Origin of the sequence: Methylococcus sp. ANG (assembly GCF_040730495.1) — a bacterium.
Classification (GTDB): domain Bacteria; phylum Pseudomonadota; class Gammaproteobacteria; order Methylococcales; family Methylococcaceae; genus Methylococcus.
Genome location: NZ_CP160399.1, coordinates 3,809,117 through 3,829,047, shown reverse-complemented (window position 1 = coordinate 3,829,047; position 19,931 = coordinate 3,809,117). Strand labels below are relative to the sequence as shown.

At 65.0% G+C, this 19,931-nt stretch carries 18 protein-coding genes and 1 tRNA gene; 18 read left to right on the top strand and 1 reads right to left on the bottom strand.

From position 1 onward, the window contains the following. Positions 1-3: 3 nt before the first annotated feature. The gene (gene rdgC, locus ABZN20_RS18735; RefSeq protein ID WP_367026239.1) at positions 4-939 is read right to left on the bottom strand and encodes a recombination-associated protein RdgC; all 936 of its coding nucleotides are present in this window, start codon (positions 937-939) and stop codon (positions 4-6) included. A gap of 129 nt (positions 940-1,068) precedes the next feature. Between rdgC and ABZN20_RS18730 the strand changes: the two genes are divergently transcribed. The 18 genes from ABZN20_RS18730 (at position 1,069) to ABZN20_RS18645 (ending at position 19,632) form a co-directional block, all read left to right on the top strand. Then, complete coding sequence (locus ABZN20_RS18730) at positions 1,069-3,489, top strand: ATP-binding protein (protein ID WP_367026238.1); 2,421 nt, start codon at positions 1,069-1,071, stop codon at positions 3,487-3,489. Positions 3,490-3,558: 69 nt separating this feature from the next. Continuing rightward, positions 3,559-4,410 (top strand): formate dehydrogenase accessory protein FdhE, encoded by an 852-nt coding sequence (gene fdhE / locus ABZN20_RS18725; RefSeq protein ID WP_367026237.1) that lies wholly within the window; start codon positions 3,559-3,561, stop codon positions 4,408-4,410. 86 nt (positions 4,411-4,496) lie between these two features. Further along, positions 4,497-5,894 carry an L-seryl-tRNA(Sec) selenium transferase gene (gene selA / locus ABZN20_RS18720; protein WP_367026236.1) on the top strand — a complete coding sequence of 466 codons (1,398 nt, stop codon included), beginning with the start codon at positions 4,497-4,499 and terminating at the stop codon, positions 5,892-5,894. Continuing rightward, complete coding sequence (selB, locus tag ABZN20_RS18715; RefSeq protein ID WP_367026235.1) at positions 5,891-7,795, top strand: selenocysteine-specific translation elongation factor; 1,905 nt, start codon at positions 5,891-5,893, stop codon at positions 7,793-7,795. The genes selA and selB overlap by 4 nt, the downstream gene beginning before the upstream one ends. A 66-nt stretch (positions 7,796-7,861) precedes the next feature. After that, a complete protein-coding gene (locus ABZN20_RS18710; protein WP_367026234.1) occupies positions 7,862-8,932 on the top strand; it encodes an IS630 family transposase in 1,071 nt (356 codons plus the stop codon). 51 nt (positions 8,933-8,983) lie between these two features. After that, positions 8,984-9,079, top strand: a tRNA-Sec gene (locus ABZN20_RS18705). 215 nt (positions 9,080-9,294) lie between these two features. Then, the gene (locus ABZN20_RS18700) at positions 9,295-10,542 is read left to right on the top strand and encodes a tyrosine-type recombinase/integrase (protein ID WP_367026233.1); all 1,248 of its coding nucleotides are present in this window, start codon (positions 9,295-9,297) and stop codon (positions 10,540-10,542) included. A 278-nt stretch (positions 10,543-10,820) separates the two neighbouring features. Beyond that, the gene (locus ABZN20_RS18695) at positions 10,821-11,084 is read left to right on the top strand and encodes a helix-turn-helix transcriptional regulator (RefSeq protein WP_367026232.1); all 264 of its coding nucleotides are present in this window, start codon (positions 10,821-10,823) and stop codon (positions 11,082-11,084) included. Beyond that, entirely contained in the window at positions 11,081-11,296 is a 216-nt protein-coding gene (locus tag ABZN20_RS18690) for a hypothetical protein (protein WP_367026231.1), read from the top strand. The genes ABZN20_RS18695 and ABZN20_RS18690 overlap by 4 nt, the downstream gene beginning before the upstream one ends. Continuing rightward, entirely contained in the window at positions 11,289-11,834 is a 546-nt protein-coding gene (locus tag ABZN20_RS18685) for a bifunctional DNA primase/polymerase (protein ID WP_367026230.1), read from the top strand. Before ABZN20_RS18690 ends, ABZN20_RS18685 begins: the two co-directional genes overlap by 8 nt. 50 nt (positions 11,835-11,884) lie before the next feature. Beyond that, positions 11,885-13,276 carry an IS1380 family transposase gene (locus tag ABZN20_RS18680; protein WP_367025178.1) on the top strand — a complete coding sequence of 464 codons (1,392 nt, stop codon included), beginning with the start codon at positions 11,885-11,887 and terminating at the stop codon, positions 13,274-13,276. Positions 13,277-13,549: 273 nt separating this feature from the next. Next, complete coding sequence (locus ABZN20_RS18675; protein WP_367026229.1) at positions 13,550-15,532, top strand: DUF3987 domain-containing protein; 1,983 nt, start codon at positions 13,550-13,552, stop codon at positions 15,530-15,532. A gap of 767 nt (positions 15,533-16,299) precedes the next feature. After that, positions 16,300-16,719, top strand: a complete 420-nt coding sequence (locus ABZN20_RS18670; protein ID WP_367026228.1) for a J domain-containing protein — start codon at positions 16,300-16,302, stop codon at positions 16,717-16,719. 4 nt (positions 16,720-16,723) lie between these two features. Then, positions 16,724-16,933 carry a hypothetical protein gene (locus ABZN20_RS18665; RefSeq protein WP_367026227.1) on the top strand — a complete coding sequence of 70 codons (210 nt, stop codon included), beginning with the start codon at positions 16,724-16,726 and terminating at the stop codon, positions 16,931-16,933. Positions 16,934-17,604: 671 nt separating this feature from the next. Next, on the top strand, positions 17,605-17,868 hold the full coding sequence (locus ABZN20_RS18660) for a hypothetical protein (RefSeq protein ID WP_367026226.1): 264 nt from the start codon (positions 17,605-17,607) through the stop codon (positions 17,866-17,868). Beyond that, positions 17,865-18,089: a hypothetical protein gene (locus ABZN20_RS18655; protein ID WP_367026225.1), complete on the top strand. Its 225-nt coding sequence runs from the start codon at positions 17,865-17,867 to the stop codon at positions 18,087-18,089. The genes ABZN20_RS18660 and ABZN20_RS18655 overlap by 4 nt, the downstream gene beginning before the upstream one ends. Positions 18,090-18,182: 93 nt before the next feature. Then, positions 18,183-18,437 (top strand): hypothetical protein, encoded by a 255-nt coding sequence (locus tag ABZN20_RS18650; RefSeq protein ID WP_367026224.1) that lies wholly within the window; start codon positions 18,183-18,185, stop codon positions 18,435-18,437. Continuing rightward, positions 18,424-19,632 (top strand): AAA family ATPase, encoded by a 1,209-nt coding sequence (locus ABZN20_RS18645; protein ID WP_367026223.1) that lies wholly within the window; start codon positions 18,424-18,426, stop codon positions 19,630-19,632. Before ABZN20_RS18650 ends, ABZN20_RS18645 begins: the two co-directional genes overlap by 14 nt. Positions 19,633-19,931: the final 299 nt, after the last annotated feature.

Sequence of the window (19,931 nt, the reverse complement as noted above, 5' to 3'; positions counted from 1 at the left end):
TTCTCAGCTTGATTTGTCCGCCAACGCTTGTCCTTGGACGGCTTCGCCGCCGAAGAGTTCGACGAGCCGCGCCAGAAATTGTGACAGCTCCAGCGTCATGATGGCAAAGTCCGCATCGAAACGCTCCATTTCGTCGGTTGCGTCGATTTCCGCCGCCTGTTCCTGGATCACGTCCAGGAACCGCAGTTTCTTGATTCCCAGCGCATCGTCCAGGGTGAAGCTCAGGCGGTCGTTCCAGGTCACCGCCAGGCGCACGACTTCCTTGCCGGCATCGATGTGGTTGCGGATTTCCGGCGCCGACAGGTCCTGGCGGCGGCAGCGGACGATGCCGCCCTCCTCGTCCGGCGAGCGCAGCTCGCACTCGTCCTCGATGACGACGTCCGAAGGCAGGTCCTGCTCCAGCAGCCACGCGGTCATCACCGCCGGCGGACGGCCCTGGGTCGCGACCGGCGCCACCGGCAGGGAGCCGAGGGTCTGCCGCAGCAAACCGACCAGTTCCTCCGCCTTCTTGGCGCTGGCACTGTCCACCGCCAGCCAGCCGCCGCGCGGATCCACATAGGCATAGGTCCGGCGTGTATGGCTGAAGGCGCGGGGCAAGAGGCTGTTGAACACCTCATCGCGCAGGTCACGGCGCTCCTTGCGGCCGACCGGGGTCCCGCGCCGCGCCTCGATTTCCTCGGCCCGCTCTTCCAGCGCCTCGTTCACCACCGAGGCCGGAAGGATTTTTTCTTCCTTGAGCAGGGAGACCATCAGGTAGCCGCTGGCGGCATGCACCAGCGGCAGATCGTCACGGCGCAGCGGCGGATGCCAGCCGGCACTGGCCAGCTCCATGCTGCCGCAGGGCGCGAAACGGCGCGCCTCGAGGGCTTCCTCCAATTGTTCCGCGGTATGGGTGAAGGCTTCGGTGAATCGGTAGAGGACGAGGTTCTTGAACCACATGGCAATCGGTCAAAAAGTGTTGGATTATCGGCGCAATCGGACCGGCTGTCACGGACGCCGCGCCCGATTGCAGCCGCCCCCCGTTTGACGGATCATGGACCCCCCGCAGTTCGTCCACGACAAGGAATCATGAACGGCCATCCCGCTGCGCTCCCCCCCGACCGTCTCCATACCTCCTGCGATCCTGCCCGATTCTGGTTCGAAACGACCGCCGAACTGGCGGACACCGACGTCATCATCGGCCAGCCCCGCGCCCTGGAAGCGATCCAACTGGGCCTCAAAGTCGCCCAGAAGGGGTTCAACGTGTTCGTGCTGGGGCCGCCCGGCAGCGGCAAACTGACCGCCGCGCGTGAACTTGCGGAACGCATCGCCGCCAGCCAGCCGCCGCCGAGCGATTGGTGCTACGTCAACAATTTCGCCAGTCCCGCCCAGCCCAAGGCGCTTCGCCTGCCGGCCGGCTGGGGGAGGCATCTGGCGCACGACATGGAAGTGGTGGTCGAGGATCTGATTTCCGCCCTCCCGGCGGCATTCGAAGGCGAGGAATACCGCAGCCGCGCCGAAAAGATCGAGCAGCAGGCGCGCGAGCGGGAGGCCGAGGCGGTCAATCGGCTGAGGGCGGAGGCCTTGCGGAGCCGCATCGCCCTGATCGAGACCCCGACCGGTTTCGCCTTCGCGCCGATGCTGCGCGAGGAAGACGAGATCATCAGTCCGGAACAGTTCCAGAACCTGTCGGACCAGGAACGCCAAACCATCGAGTCCACCGTCGCCGATCTGCAGCAGCAACTGCAGAAAGTCCTCCGCCAGTTCCCCGCCTGGCGCAAGGAGGCGCGCGGCAAGCTCAAGGCGCTCAACCGCGAGATCGCCGAATTCACGGTGTCGCATCAGTTCGCCGACCTCAAGGCACGCTACGCCAGCCTGCCTGGCGTGATCGACTACCTGAATCTGGCCCAGGCCGACATCATCGAACACACCGAATCGTTCCTCCCCAAATCCGAAGGGGTCATCAGCCTGTTCGAAGGGCCGCAGAAGGCGCCGGCCCAGCGCTACCGCATCAACCTGGTGGTCGATCACAGCGAACACACCGCGGCGCCCGTCGTCCAGGAAGAGCTGCCGACCCACGGCAACCTGATCGGCCGGATCGAACACCAGGCCCACATGGGATCGCTGGTGACCGATTTCACCATGATCCGCGCCGGAGCGCTGCACAAGGCCAACGGCGGCTATCTCCTGCTCGATGCGCGCAAGCTGCTGACCCAGCCGTTCGCCTGGGAGACGCTGAAGCGCGCCCTCCATGCCGGCGAGATCCGCATCGAGTCGCTGGAGCGCAGCCTCAGCCTCATCAGCACGACCAGCCTGGAACCCGAGCCGATCCCGCTGGATCTCAAGGTCATCCTGTTCGGCGAGCGCCTGGTCTATTTCCTGCTGGACATCTACGACCCGGAATTCCGCGAGTTCTTCAAGATCGCCGCGGATTTCGAGGATACCCTGCCGCGCGATGCGGACTCGATGGAGCTGTACGCGCGGATGGTCGCCACGCTCGCCCGCCGCGAGAAACTGCGGCCGCTGCACCGCGAGGCGGTGGCCCGCATCGTCGAGCATGCCTCCCGGCGGACCGGCGACAGCGAGAAACTGAGCGCGCATCTGCGCAGCCTGGCCGACCTGATGAGGGAGGCCGATTTCTATGCGGGCAGCGACGGACGCGGTCTCATCTCCGCGGGCGACATCGAACACGCCATCGACCGCCAGATCTACCGCTCCGACCGCATCCGCGGCCGGGTGCAGGAGGCGATACGGCGGGGGCTGATATTCGTCGACACCGAGGGCGCGGTGGCGGGCCAGATCAACGGTCTCTCCGTGTTTCAACTCAACGACTTCGCCTTCGGCCAGCCCTCGCGGATCACGGCCACCACCCGCCCCGGCAGCGGCCGCATCCTCGACATCGAGAAGGAAACCGAGCTCGGCGGCGCCCTGCACAGCAAGGGCGTGCTGATCCTCGGCAACTTCCTGGCCTCGCGCTATTCCGGCGCCCAGGGCTTCTCGGTCGCCGCCAGCCTGGTTTTCGAACAGTCCTACGGCGGCGTGGACGGCGACAGCGCCTCCCTCGCCGAGCTGTGCGCGGTGCTGTCCTCGATCGCCGAAGTGCCGATCCGGCAGAATCTGGCCATCACCGGCTCGGTCGACCAGCATGGCCGGGTGCAGCCCATCGGCGGCGTGAACGAGAAGATCGAAGGTTTCTTCGACATCTGCGCGGCGCGCGGCCTGACCGGCGACCACGGCGTGATCATCCCGGCGGCCAACGTCGTGCACCTGATGCTGCGGCAGGACGTGGTGCAGGCCGCCGCCGAAGGCAAATTCCACGTCTATGCCGTATCCGGGGTCGACGAGGCGCTGGAACTCCTCACCGGCGTCCCCGTGGGCCGGCGCGACGAAGCCGGCGTGTTTCCGGACGGATCGCTGAACCGGAAGGTGGAAGAACGGCTCAAGGCCTTCGCCGCGGTGCAGCGCAGCCTGCAGAAGAGCGGCGAAGAGGCGGGCGGGGAGAAACATTGACCGGGCCGGCCGGACGATTTCCGGGAATCATCTGACGGCGTTTCGAATCGCCCGCATACCTCGCATTCCATGGAAAGCAACCCTTTCGCCGGCAGCGGCAGCGAAATCCCCGCCGTCCGCCTCCCTCCCACCGACGGCCCGTTCCGCCATCGCGCGGCCCGCTTCCGCCAACTGGCCAGGTCCCGGTCCTCGCTGGCCGGCTACCTGAACCTCATGGCCGACCTCGCCGAAATCCAGGCCGGCCTTTGGGACGATGCAGCCGCCGCGCTTCCGCCGGATATATCCAGGCTGCCGGAAAATCCTGGATGGCGGGCAACGTTGCGGTCGATCGCCGACCGGCTGAAGCCGGGGGAGCCCGGGCTCGCCTCATTGCTGGACCGCATCCGGCAAGCGGCGGACGAGGAGCTGGCCACCTGGGGCGGCCGCCTGCTGGCCGGCGATTTCGACCGCACCGATGCCGGGATCGCCCCCCTCGTGGCCGCGGCCCTGCAGGTACACATGACTTCGTTTGCCTCGCGCCTGGCAAGAGAACGGATCGGCCCCGCGCGGACCGGCTCCGCCTGCCCGGTCTGCGACGCCCTGCCGGTCGCCTCCCTCCTGCAAACGGGCGGGGCGGTCCACGGCCTGCGCTACCTGGTCTGCAGCCTGTGCGGGTGCGAATGGCGCCGGCCGCGCATCCAGTGCATCGACTGCGGCTCCAGCAAGGACGTGGCCTACTTCGCCATCGAGGGGCTGGGCGAAGCCGTGAAGGCGGAAGGCTGCGGCGCCTGCAGGACCTACGTGAAAATCATGGATCGCGACAAGGACGCCGCCATCGATCCCTTCGCCGACGACATCGCCAGCCTGGCCCTGGACCTGCTCATGGCCGAGGAGGGTTATCGGCGGCTGGGGATCAATCCGCTGCTGGTGCCGGGCGGCTGATGCTGGGGGGGTAGACTTTGACGGCGGAACCGCCCCCCCAGGCCATATCATCGCTTCAAGATCCCAGAGCCCACCCCCACTGAACCATGCCTTCAACCGTACATGCCCGCCTGCCATCGGTCGACCGGCTCCTGAACCAGGCGGAAATCGCCGAACTTAAACGGCGTTACGGCCACACCGCCGTGGTCTCCGCGCTCCGCGCCGAACTGGAATCGCTGCGCGAGGCATTGAAGACTCAGCCGGAAACTCCGGTCGACCCAGGCCGGATCGCCGTGGCCTGCCAGACCCGCCTGCAAACCCAGTTCAGCCCTAGCCTGCGGCCGCTGTTCAACCTCACCGGCACGGTGCTCCATACCAACCTCGGACGGGCGCTGCTGGCGGAAGAAGCGGTAGAGGCCGTACTGGCGGTGCTGGCCCGGCCGAGCAACCTGGAATACGACCTCGACGGCGCCCGTCGGGGCGACCGCGACGACCACATCGACGGCCTGATCCGCGAACTGACCGGGGCCGAGGCCGCGACGGTGGTCAACAACAATGCCGCCGCCGTGTTCCTGCTGCTGAACACCCTGGGCCTGCGCAAGGAAGTCATCGTCTCGCGCGGCGAGCTGATCGAGATCGGCGGCGCCTTCCGCATCCCCGACATCATGGCCCGCGCCGGCGCCCGGCTGCGCGAAGTCGGCACCACCAACCGCACCCACCGCAAGGACTACGCCGAAGCCCTGAATCCACTCACCGCCCTGATCATGAAGGTGCACCGCAGCAACTACGCCATCGAAGGCTTCACCGCCTCGGTGCCGGAAGCCGAACTCGCCGAGCTGGCCCACGCCCACGGCCTGCCCTTCGTCGAAGACCTGGGCAGCGGCACCCTGGTCAACCTCGGCGCCTACGGCTTGCCGAAGGAGCCGACCCCGCAGGACGCGCTGAAGAACGGCGCCGACCTGGTCAGCTTCAGCGGCGACAAGCTGCTGGGCGGCCCGCAGGCCGGCATCCTGGTCGGGCGCAAGGCGCTGATCGCCAGGATCAAGCGCAATCCGCTCAAGCGCGCCCTGCGGGTGGACAAGATGACACTCGCCGCCCTCGATACGACCCTGCGGCTTTACCGCAGCCCCGAATTGCTGGCGGAAAGGCTGCCGGCTCTGCGGCTGCTGACGCGGACGGAAACCGAGATCCGTGAGCTGGCGCAACGCCTCCTGCCCGCCGTGCAAGCCTCGCTGGGAGAGCGCGCCGTGGTTTCGGTCGAAGCCTGCCGCAGCCAGATCGGCAGCGGTTCACTCCCGGTCGACCGCCTCCCCAGCGCCTGTCTCGACATTCGTCCGCAGCGGGGGGGCGGGCGCGCCCTCGACCGGCTGGCGCGAGCCTTCCGCGACCTGCCCCTCCCCGTCGTCGGCCGGCTGGAAGACGGCGCCCTGCGCTTCGACCTGCGCTGCCTGGAGGACGAGGCCGCCTTCCTCGGCCAATTGCCTTTGCTGGAATTCCCGGGATGATCGTCGGCACCGCGGGCCATATCGACCACGGCAAGACCGCCCTGGTGAAGCAGCTCACCGGCGTGGACGCGGACCGCCTGGCGGAAGAAAAATCCCGCGGCATCACCATCGACCTGGGCTATGCCTACACCCCTCTGACCAGCGGAGAAATCCTCGGCTTCGTCGACGTGCCCGGCCACGAGAAATTCATCCACAACATGCTGGCGGGCGCGACCGGCATCGACTTCGCCCTGCTGGTGGTGGCGGCCGACGACGGCCCCATGCCCCAGACCGTGGAACACCTGCAGATCATCGACCTGCTCGGCATCGAGCACTGCGCCGTGGCCCTGACCAAGACCGATCTCGCCGATGCCGGCCGGATCGCCGCAGCCCGTGGCGCAATCGAAGCCTCGCTGACCGGCACCCGCCTCGCCGGCTGCCCGGTGTTCGAGGTATCGGCCCACACGGGCGCCGGCGTGGCCGAACTCCGCGCCCATCTGGAACTGGCGGCAGCCCGGCTCGACGCCCGCGTCCCCGGCGGCGGCTTCCGCCTGGCGGTGGACCGCAGCTTCACGGTGGCCGGCATCGGCACGGTGGTGACCGGCACCGTGTTTTCCGGCACGGTCCGCTCCGGCGATCATCTGCTCCTCGCCCCGTCCGGCCTGAAAGTCCGCATCCGCGGCATCCACGCCCAGAATCGCCCCGCGGAATCCGGCCAGACCGGCCAGCGCTGCGCCCTCAATTTGGCCGGCGTGGAAAAACAGGAGGTGCAGCGCGGCGACTGGGTGCTGGCGCCGGCCCTGCACCGGCCGACGCGGCGGCTGGACGTCCGGCTCCGGTTGCTGGGCAGCGAAGCCAAGCCGCTGCGCCACTGGACGCCGCTGCACGTCCACCTCGGCGCGTTCCGGTCCGCCGGGCATGTCGCCCTGCTCGAAGCGGACACGCTGGAGCCGGGCGCGGGCGCCTGGGCACAACTGGTGCTGGACCAGCCCACCTGCGCGGCCTGGGGCGACCGCTGCATCCTGCGCGATGCCTCCGCCCAGCGGACCCTGGCCGGCGGCACGGTGCTCGACACCCAGCCCCCGGCCCGGGGCCGCCGCTCGCCGCAGCGCCGCGCCATCCTGGCCGCCTGGGAACAGGACCTTCCCGAAACCCGGCTCAGGGCCCTCCTGGACAGCGCGCCGAACGGCGTCGATCTCGGCGAATTCGCCGCCAACGCCAACCTGACCGAAGCCGAGACCGACAGGCTCTGCGCCAGCCTGGAGCTGAAGAAAATCGACGGCGCCAGCCCCCTCGCCTTTGCCCCGGCGCATTGGGCTGCACTCAGCACCGGCGTCATCGCCGCCCTGCAGCAGGAACATCAAAACGTGCCCGATTCGCTGGGCCTCAACACCGAGCAGTTGCGCCTGCGCACCGCGCCCCGGATGGAACGCCACGCGTTCGGCGCACTCCTGGCCGAACTGCTGGCCGATGGACAGTGCCGCCGCGACGGCTCCTGGTGGCACCTGCCCGGCCATGAACTCAGCCTCGCCCCGGAGGACGAAGCCCTGTGGAACCGTCTCGCGCCGCTCCTGACCGCCGAGCCGTTCCAGCCGCCCCGGGTGCGCGACATCGCCCGCGCCGAGAACCTCGACGAAACCGCGGTGCGCCGGCTGCTGATGCGCGCCGCCCGGCTCGGGCAGGTGTACCGCATCGCCCACGACCACTACTTCGACCGGACCGCCGTCGCCCGGCTCGCCGCCATCGTCCGGCAGACCGCCGGCGACAGCCCGGACGGCGCCGTGCTGGCCGCCGAATTCCGCAACCGTATCGGCACCGGCCGCAAGCTCGCCATCCACATCCTGGAATTCTTCGACCGCATCGGCCTGACCCGCCGCATCAAGGACAGCCACCGCCTGCGCGACGAAACCTTGGAGTTCTAGTGTCTAATTGCATTATTAAGCGACTGTAATATCATGTCTCCGTTACCCACAGGAACGGAGGGAAGGATGGCGCGAGTTGCCATATCGGTGAGTTGTACGGACCAAGATCGGCGTGAGTTGGAGCGTTTGAGCAATAGCCGCACCGAGGAGGCTCGTCTGGTCGAGCGCGCCAAGATTGTCATGGGCTGTCTGGCGGGCAAGCGCAATGACGAAATTGCTGCTGAACTCGGTATCCGGCCCGGCACGGTGGGTGTCTGGCGCAGGCGCTTTGCGGCTGAAGGGTTGAAAGGACTGCGTGATCGAAAAAGACCGGGCAAGCCTCCGCGGTACCCGCCGTCCGAGTTGCGCAATCGATTGCTTGCGCAGATTGAACAGCCGCCGCCGGCCGGACAGGCGACGTGGGATGGCGGGTCGTTGTCGAAAGCCTTGGGGGTTTCCGATGATGCCGTCTGGCGTCTGTTGCGCAAAGAAGGCATCCAACTCCAGCGGCATCGCTCGTGGTGCGTCAGCACGGACCCTCAGTTTGCCATCAAGTCGGCCGACATTATCGGGCTGTACCTGAATCCGCCGCAAAATGCGTTGGTCATTTCCGTTGATGAAAAGCCTTCCATTCAGGCGCTGGAAAGGGCCAGCGGTTTCGTCTTTACCAGCAGCGGCAAGCTGGTTCGTGGATTGAAAAGCACCTATAAGCGCCATGGCACGATCAATCTTTTTGCGGCCTTGAATGTGGCGACCGGTACCATTCAGTCCAAAACCACCACGACCAAGAAGCGTCCTGACTTTCAGGCCTTTCTCGATGAGGTGGTCGCCGATGTTCCGGCTGATCGGGAAATTCATGTGATTCTCGACAACTATTGCACTCACAAGAAGAACGATGACTGGTTGGCCGCCCATCCCAACGTGCACTTTCACTTCACGCCCGCTTCAGCCAGTTGGTTGAACCAAGTGGAAATCTGGTTTGGCATCATGACCCGCAAGGCCTTACGTGGGGCCAGTTTCAACAGCATCGACCAACTGGCGCAGGCGATCAACGATTTCATCGCCGCCTACAACGACAAGGCCGCCCCATTCGTCTGGCGCAAGCGGGAAGTCAAAGGCTCCCAGCTGCGCAATACTATCGCTAATTTACGCAATTAAACACTAGAACATCGCAGCCCGCGGGTTTTTCGATAGAATCCGCCCGACCTCGGAAGAGCAGCGTCCCCGGTGGGGCGGCCGGTCTTCAAAACCGGATGAGGCCGTGAGACGGCCTCAGGTGGGTTCGACTCCCATTCTCTTCCGCCAACATACGTCTAACCACATCTAACAACGTCAACACTTACACTTATAAATCAACGTGTTGAACGATTTTATTGTCTAAAAATGGCCAACAATTTACAGTGACAGCCAATGTATTGCGGGGGAATTTCTGGGGGAACCGATGGGGCTTCTCGCGTTTGGTTCCCCCACGAATGGCTGGAGCCCAAGCATGACGCGGCTTTGAGCGATTTGATTCGAGCATGTTAACCGAAGTGAAGTGCAAGAATGCCAAGCCCATGGCGAAGTCCTACAAACTTGCGGACTCGGGCGGGTTGTATTTGGAAGTGATGCCCTCGGGGCGGAAATACTTCCGCTGGAAGTTCCGATTCGCTGGCAAAGAGAAACGTCTGGCGTTGGGTGTTTGGCCTGAACTTGGTTTGAAGGATGCCCGCCTCAAAAGGGACGAAGCTCGCCTGCTGCTCGCCTCTGGCAAAGACCCTGTGGCGCTCAGGCACCAGGAAAAGCGGGCTCGGCGTTTGGCCGCGGCCAATTCTTTCGAAGCGGTTGCGCTGGAGTGGTTGGATACGATCAAGCCGAGCTGGACGCCGGATCATCACGCTTACACCCTGCGGCGGTTCCAGCGTTACGTGTTTCCGGAATTCGGGCACATTCCAATTACCGAAGTGGACGCGCCCCTGCTGTTGGACATGGCGCGAAAGATTGAACGGGGCGGCACCATCGAAACCGCCCATAAGGTAGTGCGAGCCTGCGGGCAGGTGTTCCGGTTTGGCATTGCGGCGGGGCGGTGCCGGTCCAATCCGGCAGCCGATCTGAAGGGAGCGCTCAAGGCGCGGCCACCAGTCAAGCATCAGGCTGCTGTCACTTTTTCGGACCTTCCTGAGCTGTTACGCAAGGTCAGTCGCTACTTCGAGGACGGGCACGGGGACCTTTTGACCCAGCTTGCCCTGGAATTGATGTTGTTGACCTTTGTTCGCACAACCGAACTGCGTGGGGCACGGTGGAGCGAGTTCGACCTTGAAGGACGGGTTTGGCTGGTCCCGGCCGAGCGCATGAAGGCGGGGCGTCCGCATTGGGTGCCGCTCGCGAATCAGACCCTGGCTGTCTTGACACGGCTCAGGGATATTTCAGGCGGGTACGAGCTGGTTTTTCCGGGGCGGAATCCGTTGCGGGCAATGTCCAAGAACACGGTTTTGTTTGCGCTTTACCGGCTCGGTTACCAAGGGCGTATGACCGGCCATGGTGTCCGTGCGCTGGCATCGACCTGGCTCAATGAGGCTGGCTTCGATCCTGACGTGATCGAGAAAGCCTTGGCGCATGAGGAGAAAAATCGAGTTCGGGCGGCTTATCATCGCGCCGAATATCGCAACGAGCGACGGCGACTCGCGCAAGCCTGGGCCGATGCTCTGGATGGCTTTCGCGCCAGTGCGGGGCAGACCGGAGCGGAAATCGTGCCGATCCACCAACGTTCCCGAAGATTTAGGTGTTGAAGTAAGTCTGAAGACTGATAACATTGTCCGAAAATGTCGGGCGCCACCGGCGATACCGCCCCGTGCGGTGTTTTGGGCTTCTCGTGGATTAAAAGCCTATCCATGCCGACACGGGAGCGGTACATCACATCCCCCGGAAGCAACTGCCTCACAGCCTTCGATGGCTGACATGAGTAAGGTCGCAAAAGGCTCTACCCCGCATGGCGGGGTGGGGCTGATGCGCCTTTAATCTCTCACGCACTCCTCCACCCCGGCCATGCTCCTCCTGGAGCATTTCAGTGGCCGAAAAATCCATTTCGCAAATCCGCCCGCGTATCGTGCGTCCAGCCGATGCCGCGCGGCTGTCTGGCATTCCGAGATCTTCGCTTTATTGGCGAATCAATCGGGGAACTTTCCCGCCTGCCGTCAAGCTCGGCCCAAGGTCGTCCGGTTTTTTGCTCGACGAAGTTGAAGCCGTGATCGACGCCCACGTCGCCGGCCGGTCGATTGACGAAATTAAGGCTTTGGTCCGTCAAATCGTCGCCGAGCGGGGTGTCGCATGAATACAAACGCGAACACCTACCCGCCGCTGTTGGAATTGTGGCGATCCGGCTTTGTGGTAGAGGTCTCTACCGGCGCGTTAGTCCGCCACCGCATCTTCGACAAAATTAGTCCGCGGAAGGATGGTAACGCCGATGCTTTTACTGCCGGCCAATCCCGTCGTTTGATTCGCTGGCCCTTCAAAGTGAAGATCGAAGGGGTGGGCGATGAGTGAATGCTCCGCGGCGAGGCAATGGCAAAAACCCCGTTGGCGGCATCGGAGATACCGCGGATTTGAGGGGTATGTCAGGTACGGCGGTTGGAAGCTGTGCGCGATCCGGGCCGGAACGAAGGCGCCGACAGGGGGGGGCTGGAACCGGCGGGAGAATGCGATCGCCGACCCGAATCAGGCGGCTAAGCTGGAAGCGGCCGGGTTGCTCCACGCCTGGAGCGGCACGGCGGCGTTGGACATTGATGATTTTCCAGCCGCCCTTGAATGGCTTGAGGCGCGCGGAATCAACCTCATGGCCCTGCTGGGCGCTCCGGACGCGGTGCAGATCAACTCCGGCAAGCCGAACAAGGGGAAGCTGCTGTACCGCCTTGCAGCGCCACGGCCGAGCGTAAAGGTCGTCGGCAACGATGGCCAAGTGATTTTTGAGCTTCGTTCCGGCTCGGCGGCCGGTCTGACCGTGCAAGACACGTTGCCGCCAAGTCAGTATTTAGCCCGGATATTTCAAGAAAGTGGGCGAATCTCGCTTAACCAATTGATATAATTGGAGTTGCGCCAATAACGCTTCGTACGAAGCCTAAACGAGACCGCCCAATGAGTGATTCTATCCCGACCCAGCTCCGTTTTCCCACCGTCGCCGGCTTCACCGTCCGTGCCGACTTCGAAGGCGGCGCGGTGTCCAGCGACTTCGGCGCCCTCCTCCTGCAGGGCGTGGATCGGCAGACCGGATTGATCGCCCGTCTGGCCTCGGCCATTCAGGATCGCCGGCACCCTTCCTACATCGCCCACAGCTTGGCCGACCTCCTGCGTCAGCGCATCTTCCAGACCGCCTGCGGCTATGCCGACGGCAACGACGCCAACAGCCTGCGCCACGATCCCGTGTTCAAGCTGGCGGCCGAGCGGGCGCCGTTGGATGCCGACAACGCCCTGGCTTCCGGCCCCACCTTCTCGCGCTTGGAGAACGGAGTCTCCCGCAAGGACATCTACCGCCTGGCCCGCGCCTTCGTCGATGCCTTCATCGCCAGCTACACCACCCCGCCCGCGGTCATCGTCTTGGACATGGACCACTCCGAAGACCGCACCCACGGGCAGCAGGAACTGGCCTTCTACAATCACCACTACGGCAGCCACTGCTATCTGCCGCTGTTCTTGTTCGAGGGCCTCTCCGGCAAGTTCATCACCGCCGTGCTGCGGCCCGGCAAACGCCCCACCGGGCGCGAGAACGCCGCCATCCTCCAGCGGGTCGTGCGCCGCCTGCGCCAGGCCTGGCCGGATACCCACCTCGTCCTGCGCGGGGATGGCCATTTCGCCAACCCGGAGTTGATGGCCCTGTGCGAAGCCGATGCACGGATGGATTTCCTCTTCGGCCTGGCCGGCAACCAGGTGCTGACGCCCAAGGCCGAGCCGCTGCTTGCCAAGACGCGCGCCTTGCATGCGCAACGCTGTGATTTCGCTCGCCGCGCCGAACAGCCCGAGCCGGCGGCGACCCGTTTGTATGACGAGGTGGCCTACCAGGCCGGTTCCTGGCCCAAGGCCTATCGGGTGGTGCTCAAGGCCGAGGTCATGGGCCTGGGGGACAACCCGCGCTTCGTCGTGACCTCGCTCGCCGACCCGACGCCGGAGGCGCTGTACCGGGATCTGTACTGCGCACGCGGCCAGGACGAGAACTTCATCAAGGCGGTGAAGAACGATCTGGCCAGTGATCGCACCGCCGACCATGCCTTCCTCGCCAACCACCTGCGCCTGTTCTATGCCTGTGCCGCCTACAGCCTGATCCACAGCCTGCGGGAGCACACCCTGTGCCACACCGAACTGGCCAAGGCGCAGCCCATGACCCTCATCCTGAAGCTGTTCAAGCTGGCGGTGCGGGTGGTGCAGTACAAGGACCGGATCAAGTTGCACTTGCCGAGCGCCTGTCCGGTGAAGGCGCTGTTGCACCGGGTCACCGAGATACTCTATCTCGTCCGACCACCGGCCATGGCCTGAAGCGCGCCGTCACCCTCAACCGAGGAGGATCCGGCAGGACTCGGAGGGTTGATTGCGTCCAGTGTCTGGATTCCGGCCACCACCCCCGCGAAAAGAGGCAGGTCGAGGGGCTGCCCATGCCTCATGGGGGGCGTAGGTCAGTTCGGTGGACTGAAAAAATAGGCAGCTGGCCAAGCTATCGGGCGCAGGGGGCATTTTTATGAAACATCCGGGTTAGATACCGGCAAACCCTACCAGTGGGGTGGCTCCGGCAAGTGGTGGAAGTTACCGGAAATGCCGGCGGACTTGCTCAAGGTGTGGGACGAGTTGGGGTCTTCAGCGCCGCGGCGGGCGGAGCGGCCGACGCAGCACGCCGCCCCGGCGCAGACGCTCGCTGCGGCGCAGCTCCAAGACCTGAGGGAGGCGCTCTATTCCACCCCGTCCGATGGGTACGACTGGTGGGTAAAGGCCGGCTTGGCGCTCTCTGGGCTCGGCGACGCGGGGCGCGGACTGTGGCTGGCCTGGTCGTCCACGTCGGGCAAGTTCGATCCGGCCGCGGCGGCGAAGAAGTGGGAGAGCTTCGACGGCGCCAGCGCCGACTACCGCACGATCTTCGCCGAGGCCCAGCGCCATGGATGGACCAATCCGGCCCGCGAACGGGCGGCGCGGAGCCGGGCGCCACACCCGGCGGAAGCGGGCGAGCCACCGGAAATGGCCGCGCGACAGCGGGGGGCTTCCGGACGGGGCGAGCGCGAAGGCAGGGCCACCGAGCGCTCCAACGCCCGCGTGGAAGCCGGGCCGGCGACATGGCCGGAGCCGATGATTCCCATCGGCTCCGATGCTCCGGCTATCCGCGACATAATTTTGCCGAGCTGGGCCGGCGCCATGTCCGAGGCCGTGAGCGCAAGCTGCCAAACGCCCAGCGCGGCGGGAGTCATGGTGGCGCTGGCGGCGCTGGCGACCTGCTGCCAGCGGCGCTATGAGGTGTCACCGCACGGCTCCGGCTACGTTGAACCATTAAGCCTGTGGACCGTCACCGCGATGCCACCAGGCAGCCGGAAATCCGCGGTGATGGGCGCGCTCACCCAACCACTGGTCCGCTGGGAAAAACTGCAACGTGACCGGCTCCGGCCGGAAATCGCGCGGCGGCAGGCGGCGCGGGCCATCGCGGAGAAGCGGATCGAAGCCCTCAAGAAGAAGGCGATGCGAGCCGGCTCCGCCGAAGCGCGGCAGGCGTTGACGGGAGAAATCCAGGCCGAGATCGAGTCCACGCCGGCCGAGCTGCTGGCGCCCCGGCTATTCACCGGCGACTGCACCGCGGAGCGGCTCCAGCAATTGCTTGTCGAGCACGGTGAGGCTATGGCGGTCCTCAGCGATGAGGGCGGCATTTTCCAAGTGATGGCGGGCGCCTATTCCGGCGGTATGGGGAGCCTCGACACGTACTTGCAGGGGCACTCGGCCAGTCCTATGCGGGTGGATCGGGGAGGCCGATTGGCCCACGTCGACCGGCCGGCCGTGACCATGGGCTTGATGCTGCAACCCGGAATTCTGGCCGAGGTCGGGAAGAATCGGCGGTTTCGGGATTCCGGCCTGCTGGCGCGCGGCCTCTTTGTGATTCCTCAATCCAATGTAGGACAGCGCGACGTACGGCAGCACGTTTCCATTCCGGACGATATTCGACGGGACTGGGAAGCGGGGCTGTTTCGGCTCCTCGAGGGCCGGACAGAACCCGTTTCCGCGCCCCGAACCCTGACCTTCGATGCCGACGCCAAGGAATGCTGGCTGTCCTTTGCCGAGGAGATCGAGCGCCAGCACGGCGCGGGGAATCCGCTGGAGCACATCACCGAGTGGACGAGCAAGCTTCCGGGTGCGGTGGCACGCGTCGCGGGTTTGCTGCACCTAGCAATGCAGGGGCCGACCGTGGACGTGATCGGGCTCGATCCCGTGGAGCGGGCCACCGAGCTGGGCCGGCTGCTGATTCCGCATGCCCTCGCGGCGTTCGGGCTGATGGGTATGGCGAAGCAGGAGGAGGACGCCCATGCGCTGCTGCGCTGGCTGCGGGCCGGGCAGCGGCGGACCTTTCGGGCACGGGATGCGCACCAGGCGTTACGGGCACGGTTCGCCCGCAAGGAGCAGCTCGACCGGGCGTTGGTGACGCTCGAGGAATGGTTGGTCTTGCTCGGCAACCGGCAGGTGCCGGCCAGTGAACGCGGCGGACGTCCGACACGGGAGTACCTCGTCAACGAGCGGGCGCTGGGGCCGGCGGATGCGGCGTGATGATCCACATACACAGAACTACACAAAACTACACAAAACCTCCGGGCAAAGGGTTTTGTGTAGGCGTTCCGGTTCTGTGTTTCACAAAACCCCGCGCTTTTTTGGCGTCTGCACAACAGAAACGGCGGGTTTTGTGTATTTGTGAATTACGCCTTAAAGGTTTTTTTAACTTAAATATCATCATATTAATACACAAAATCAACTCTACCCCGGAAATCTCTACACAAAACCTCAAAACCCCCTCAGAAGGCAAAACAGGTTTTGAGGGTTTTGTGTAATGAGTTGGGGGTGTACGCGTGATTTTGACGGGTTTGGGGGGCGGCGGTTGGCGCTGGACCCAGGTGCTCGGCTGTTCGAGCTGAGCGGTTTACGCGCCGTGAGGCGCAACTTTCTCTTGGAGAGAAGCGATGCACAAATACGGTCAAAGTGCGACCAAGGTGGTAGGCACAGTGCCGGCCCCCGCCGGCCTGTACGCGGAACTGGTGGAGAATGGTAGGCCGATATGGCGGCAGTGCTGCTGCCTGCTGACCGTGGAAGAAATATACGAGACGGGCATGGTAGACCGCCGGCTTGACGCTTTTGTCGCGACTGTGGGCGAATTGGGCGCCGGTCAGGCCAGCACGGTGTCCGAGTGGGAGGGCTTCCGAGGGTTCGTGTTCAACCCTGAACCGCCGCGGCCATCGAGGCAGTTACTATGATGTTATAACGTTGCAATATCCTAGAAATGGCGAGGGGGGGTATCCCCCAAAACAATGGAGTTATGACAGATGTTGAGCAAGATCATAAACATAGCTTTCGAGTCGCTGGCTTGTGGCGGCTTTTGGATTGCGGATTCCGGCTGGACCTACGCGCTTTGGCCGCACCGCTTCGGCTCGGCGCGGGATTGCATGGCGAGCTTCAACCTCGCCGAAATCTCGCTGGCCCTGAAAGCGAAGCGGCCGGGATTGAGGCGGGTTCGGGCGGAGATCGCCGGGCGTGAAGTGCTGATCGTCGCGGCAAGCCTGGTGCAGTTGGGCGAGCGGATCGAGCACGTCATCGGGCAGCCGGTGGGCAAGCTGCTACCGGCCGAGCCGCCAGAGGTCAAGACGGCCTGGCGGCGGCTGGCGATGCGGCTGCACCCGGACCGGGGCGGCGATCATCAGTCCTTCACGCGGGCGAAGGCGGCTTATGAACGGTTGATGGGGTGAGACGATGCAGACCGATGCGACCCAAGCCATTGCACTGCTTCAGCAGGCCAAACAGCTCGACCAGGCGGCCCAGGAGGCGCGCTATGCGGCGTGCTGGCTGCTGGCAGCCTCTGATGGCTGGACGATCCAGAAAGCGGCGGAGCGGGCCGGCTGGAGTAAGGACGGGCTGGCCCGGTTGGTAAGGGGCATCGCCGGCGGGATGGAGGATGATTGACCCTTCCGCAGAGACGGCGGTATGCTCAACCGAACGCCTCGCGTGGCAGCGCTCCTCTTTGGGCAAGTAGAGCCCACTGTATTGAGAACCACGCGGGGCTTTTTTGCGTCTGTGGCTTCGTCAGAAGCCCGTGACGACGCGGTTGGCGGATACTCTAATTCCTTCCTCCTCCGCCGCGCTCTCCCTTCTCCTGCCCTTTTGCTCGTCGTCGCCCGGCTCGGCGCGCCGGCTGCGTCAGTCGTCCGAATCAAGCCCCATGTCCCGCTTCATCCGGTTGAGCCCGCCGGGGTCGTGGGGCTGACCGGTGTCAAGGCAGGCGATAGGCCAGAGTTCGTGGAGCGTGGATGCGCAGCGCTCCGGGGAAGCCCTTGATTCGATCCCAGCGCCCTTGCCAGCGTCTTCCGCTATTCCCTCGCTCCCTACCCTGCTGCTACACTCTGAGCCGTTCCCTGGACGCATCCAGGGCCGGGTGTAGGAACCCGGAGTACGTAGGCGCACCAGCGCCATGACAGGCGCTTTTTTGTGCCTGTCGGTTTCCCATGGCGGGCGGTGCGGGGCACGGTTCGTCCGTGGCCGGTCCTACGTCCGGTTTCCTACCCCCGTATCGTCCGTCACCAATCGCCGTAGGAAGCGACGGTGACGGTTCCCAGCACCAACGTAGGAGCCACACCATGACACCCGATACCGAGGGCGACCACCGCCCGGATTCCGACGAACTCAGCCGTGTATTGCGCCGGCTGGCCGATACCACCCAAACCGCCTATTTACTGCTGGACACCGCGGCGCTTTGCCCGCAATTCCCCAGCGCCCGTGCTCCCGCCCGGCTGCGCGCCGTCGCTTTCCTGCTGACGGACTTGGGCGACGAGCTGGGCGCGATCGCGGCGCGCCTCGAGGACACCCCGCCGGCCTCGGTGACCGATGGAGGTGCGGCATGAACGCCCTCGACCGCTCTACCGCCACCCAAACCAATCCGGTGATTTCCCCGCTGGGCAGCGCCGATACGCTGGTCCAGGCGGCGGTGGTCATCCGTCATGTGGCCTATGGCGTCCTGCCCGGACGTGAGCCGCTGTCTTTGCAGCAAACACAATTGCTTTTGGAGGCGGCGGCCAGGGCCTTGGAGTTCGAGGCCGCACAGGGAGGGCAGCGCCATGCTTGAGCGCATCGAGCTGTTCCTGACGGCCTTGGGGGCTGTCGACGTGGTTTGCACGGTGGCGGATGCGGTGGCGACCTGGCTGGCGGGAGGTGGGGTATGAACGGCCGGAACGAACCCCTCGACCTGAACACGGCGATGAACAACGGCATTCTGATATCGCAGGCCATCGCGGCGGGGCTGGAACTGTTGCGGGTAAACCGTAGCGATGACCCCGGCCTGTCGGACGATCACTACACGGCGTTCTGCTGGTGGCTGGAGCAATCGGCGTTGGGGCTGGAACCGCTGTTCCTGCAAGCGATCGAGGACCAGAACCGCCGGCAGCAGCAGGAGGCGGCACGTGACGAGGCGTGAGGGTAAACCGGTGTCGGCGGCGAGCTTGGCGCAGCGAGTGGTCAATCTGGCGGAGCTGGCCAAGGCTTGTCCTGAGCGTGGCCGAAGGGAAGGCCCGCGACCGGAGCAGCCGGCAGGCGTGCCCCCATCTGCATCCCCGGCCGAGCGCCAGTGTGGCCGGCTTCAAGTCGGGCTGGCCCTGGTGCAGGGCTCCAGCATCCAGCCGAAACCCATCCGCTGGCTTTGGCCGGGCTGGCTGGCGAAGGGCAAGCTGCATGTGATCGCGGGCCAGCCGGGGACGGGCAAGACCAGCATCGCCCTGGCCCTGGCGGCGACGGTGACGGCGGGCGGGCGCTGGCCGGACGGAACCGGCACCGATCCCGGCAACGTGCTGGTGTGGTCGGGCGAGGACGACTTTCACGACACCTTGGCGCCGCGCCTTCTGGCTTCCGGCGCCGACCTGGGCCGCTGCTTCTTCGTGGGCGATATGCAGGCCCACGACGGCCGGCGGCCGTTCGATCCGGCGCAGGATATGCCGGCCTTGGCGCGAGCGGCACGGGAGGTGGGGGATATCCGCTTGATCGTGGTCGATCCCATCGTGTCGGCCATTGCCGGCGACAGCCACAAGAACGCCGAGACCCGGCGGGGATTGGCCCCCCTGGTGGAACTGGCGGCGCGGCTGGATTGCGCCTTGCTGGGGATTTCGCACTTCAGCAAGGGCACCGCCGGGCGCGATCCGCTGGAGCGGGTGACCGGCTCCTTGGCCTTCGGCGCCCTGGCCCGCGTGGTGTTCGCGGCCTTCAAGCAGTCCGAGGACGACGGCGGCGGCCGCTGCTTCTGCCGGGTGAAGTCGAACATCGGACCGGACGATGGCGGGTTTGCCTACGACCTAACCATCGAGGACTTGGCAGACCATCCGGGAGTGATGGCTTCGCATGTGGCCTGGGGTAATGCCGTGGAAGGCTCGGCACGGGCGCTGCTGGCTCGGGCGGAGGCCTCGGGGAATCCGGATGAGGCTTCGGCCCTGGAGGAGGCTTGTGGGTTTCTGGCGGAGCTGCTGGCGGATGGGCCGGTCAAGGTTGCCAACATCAGAGAGGCCGCTGATGCGGGCCAGTACGCATGGCGAACGGTGCGACGCGCTCAAAAGCGACTGGGGATCACACCGCACCGGGTAGGGTTCGGAAAGGACTCATGCTCGCTTTGGTGTCTGCCTTAGCGCCATAGTTGTCCAAGAAACCCATACTTGTCCATTCAATTTCGTGGACAAGTATGGCGATCTTGGCCATGTATGGAAGGCGGCTGGGTCTGGAAACTGTGAAGATGCTCATGCTTTGAGCACCTTCGAAGATGCTCAAAACCCCCGAAGGCGCTCATCAAAACGGATGAGCATCTTCGGGGCAGGATGAGCACCTTCGGCGTATGAGAAAGGGCTGTTATTCGTGTACAGCGATGGCGGACTTGGCCGCAAACGATCGCTTGGCGGAGTTTTAAGGGCTTATTAAAGCGTTGATTTTT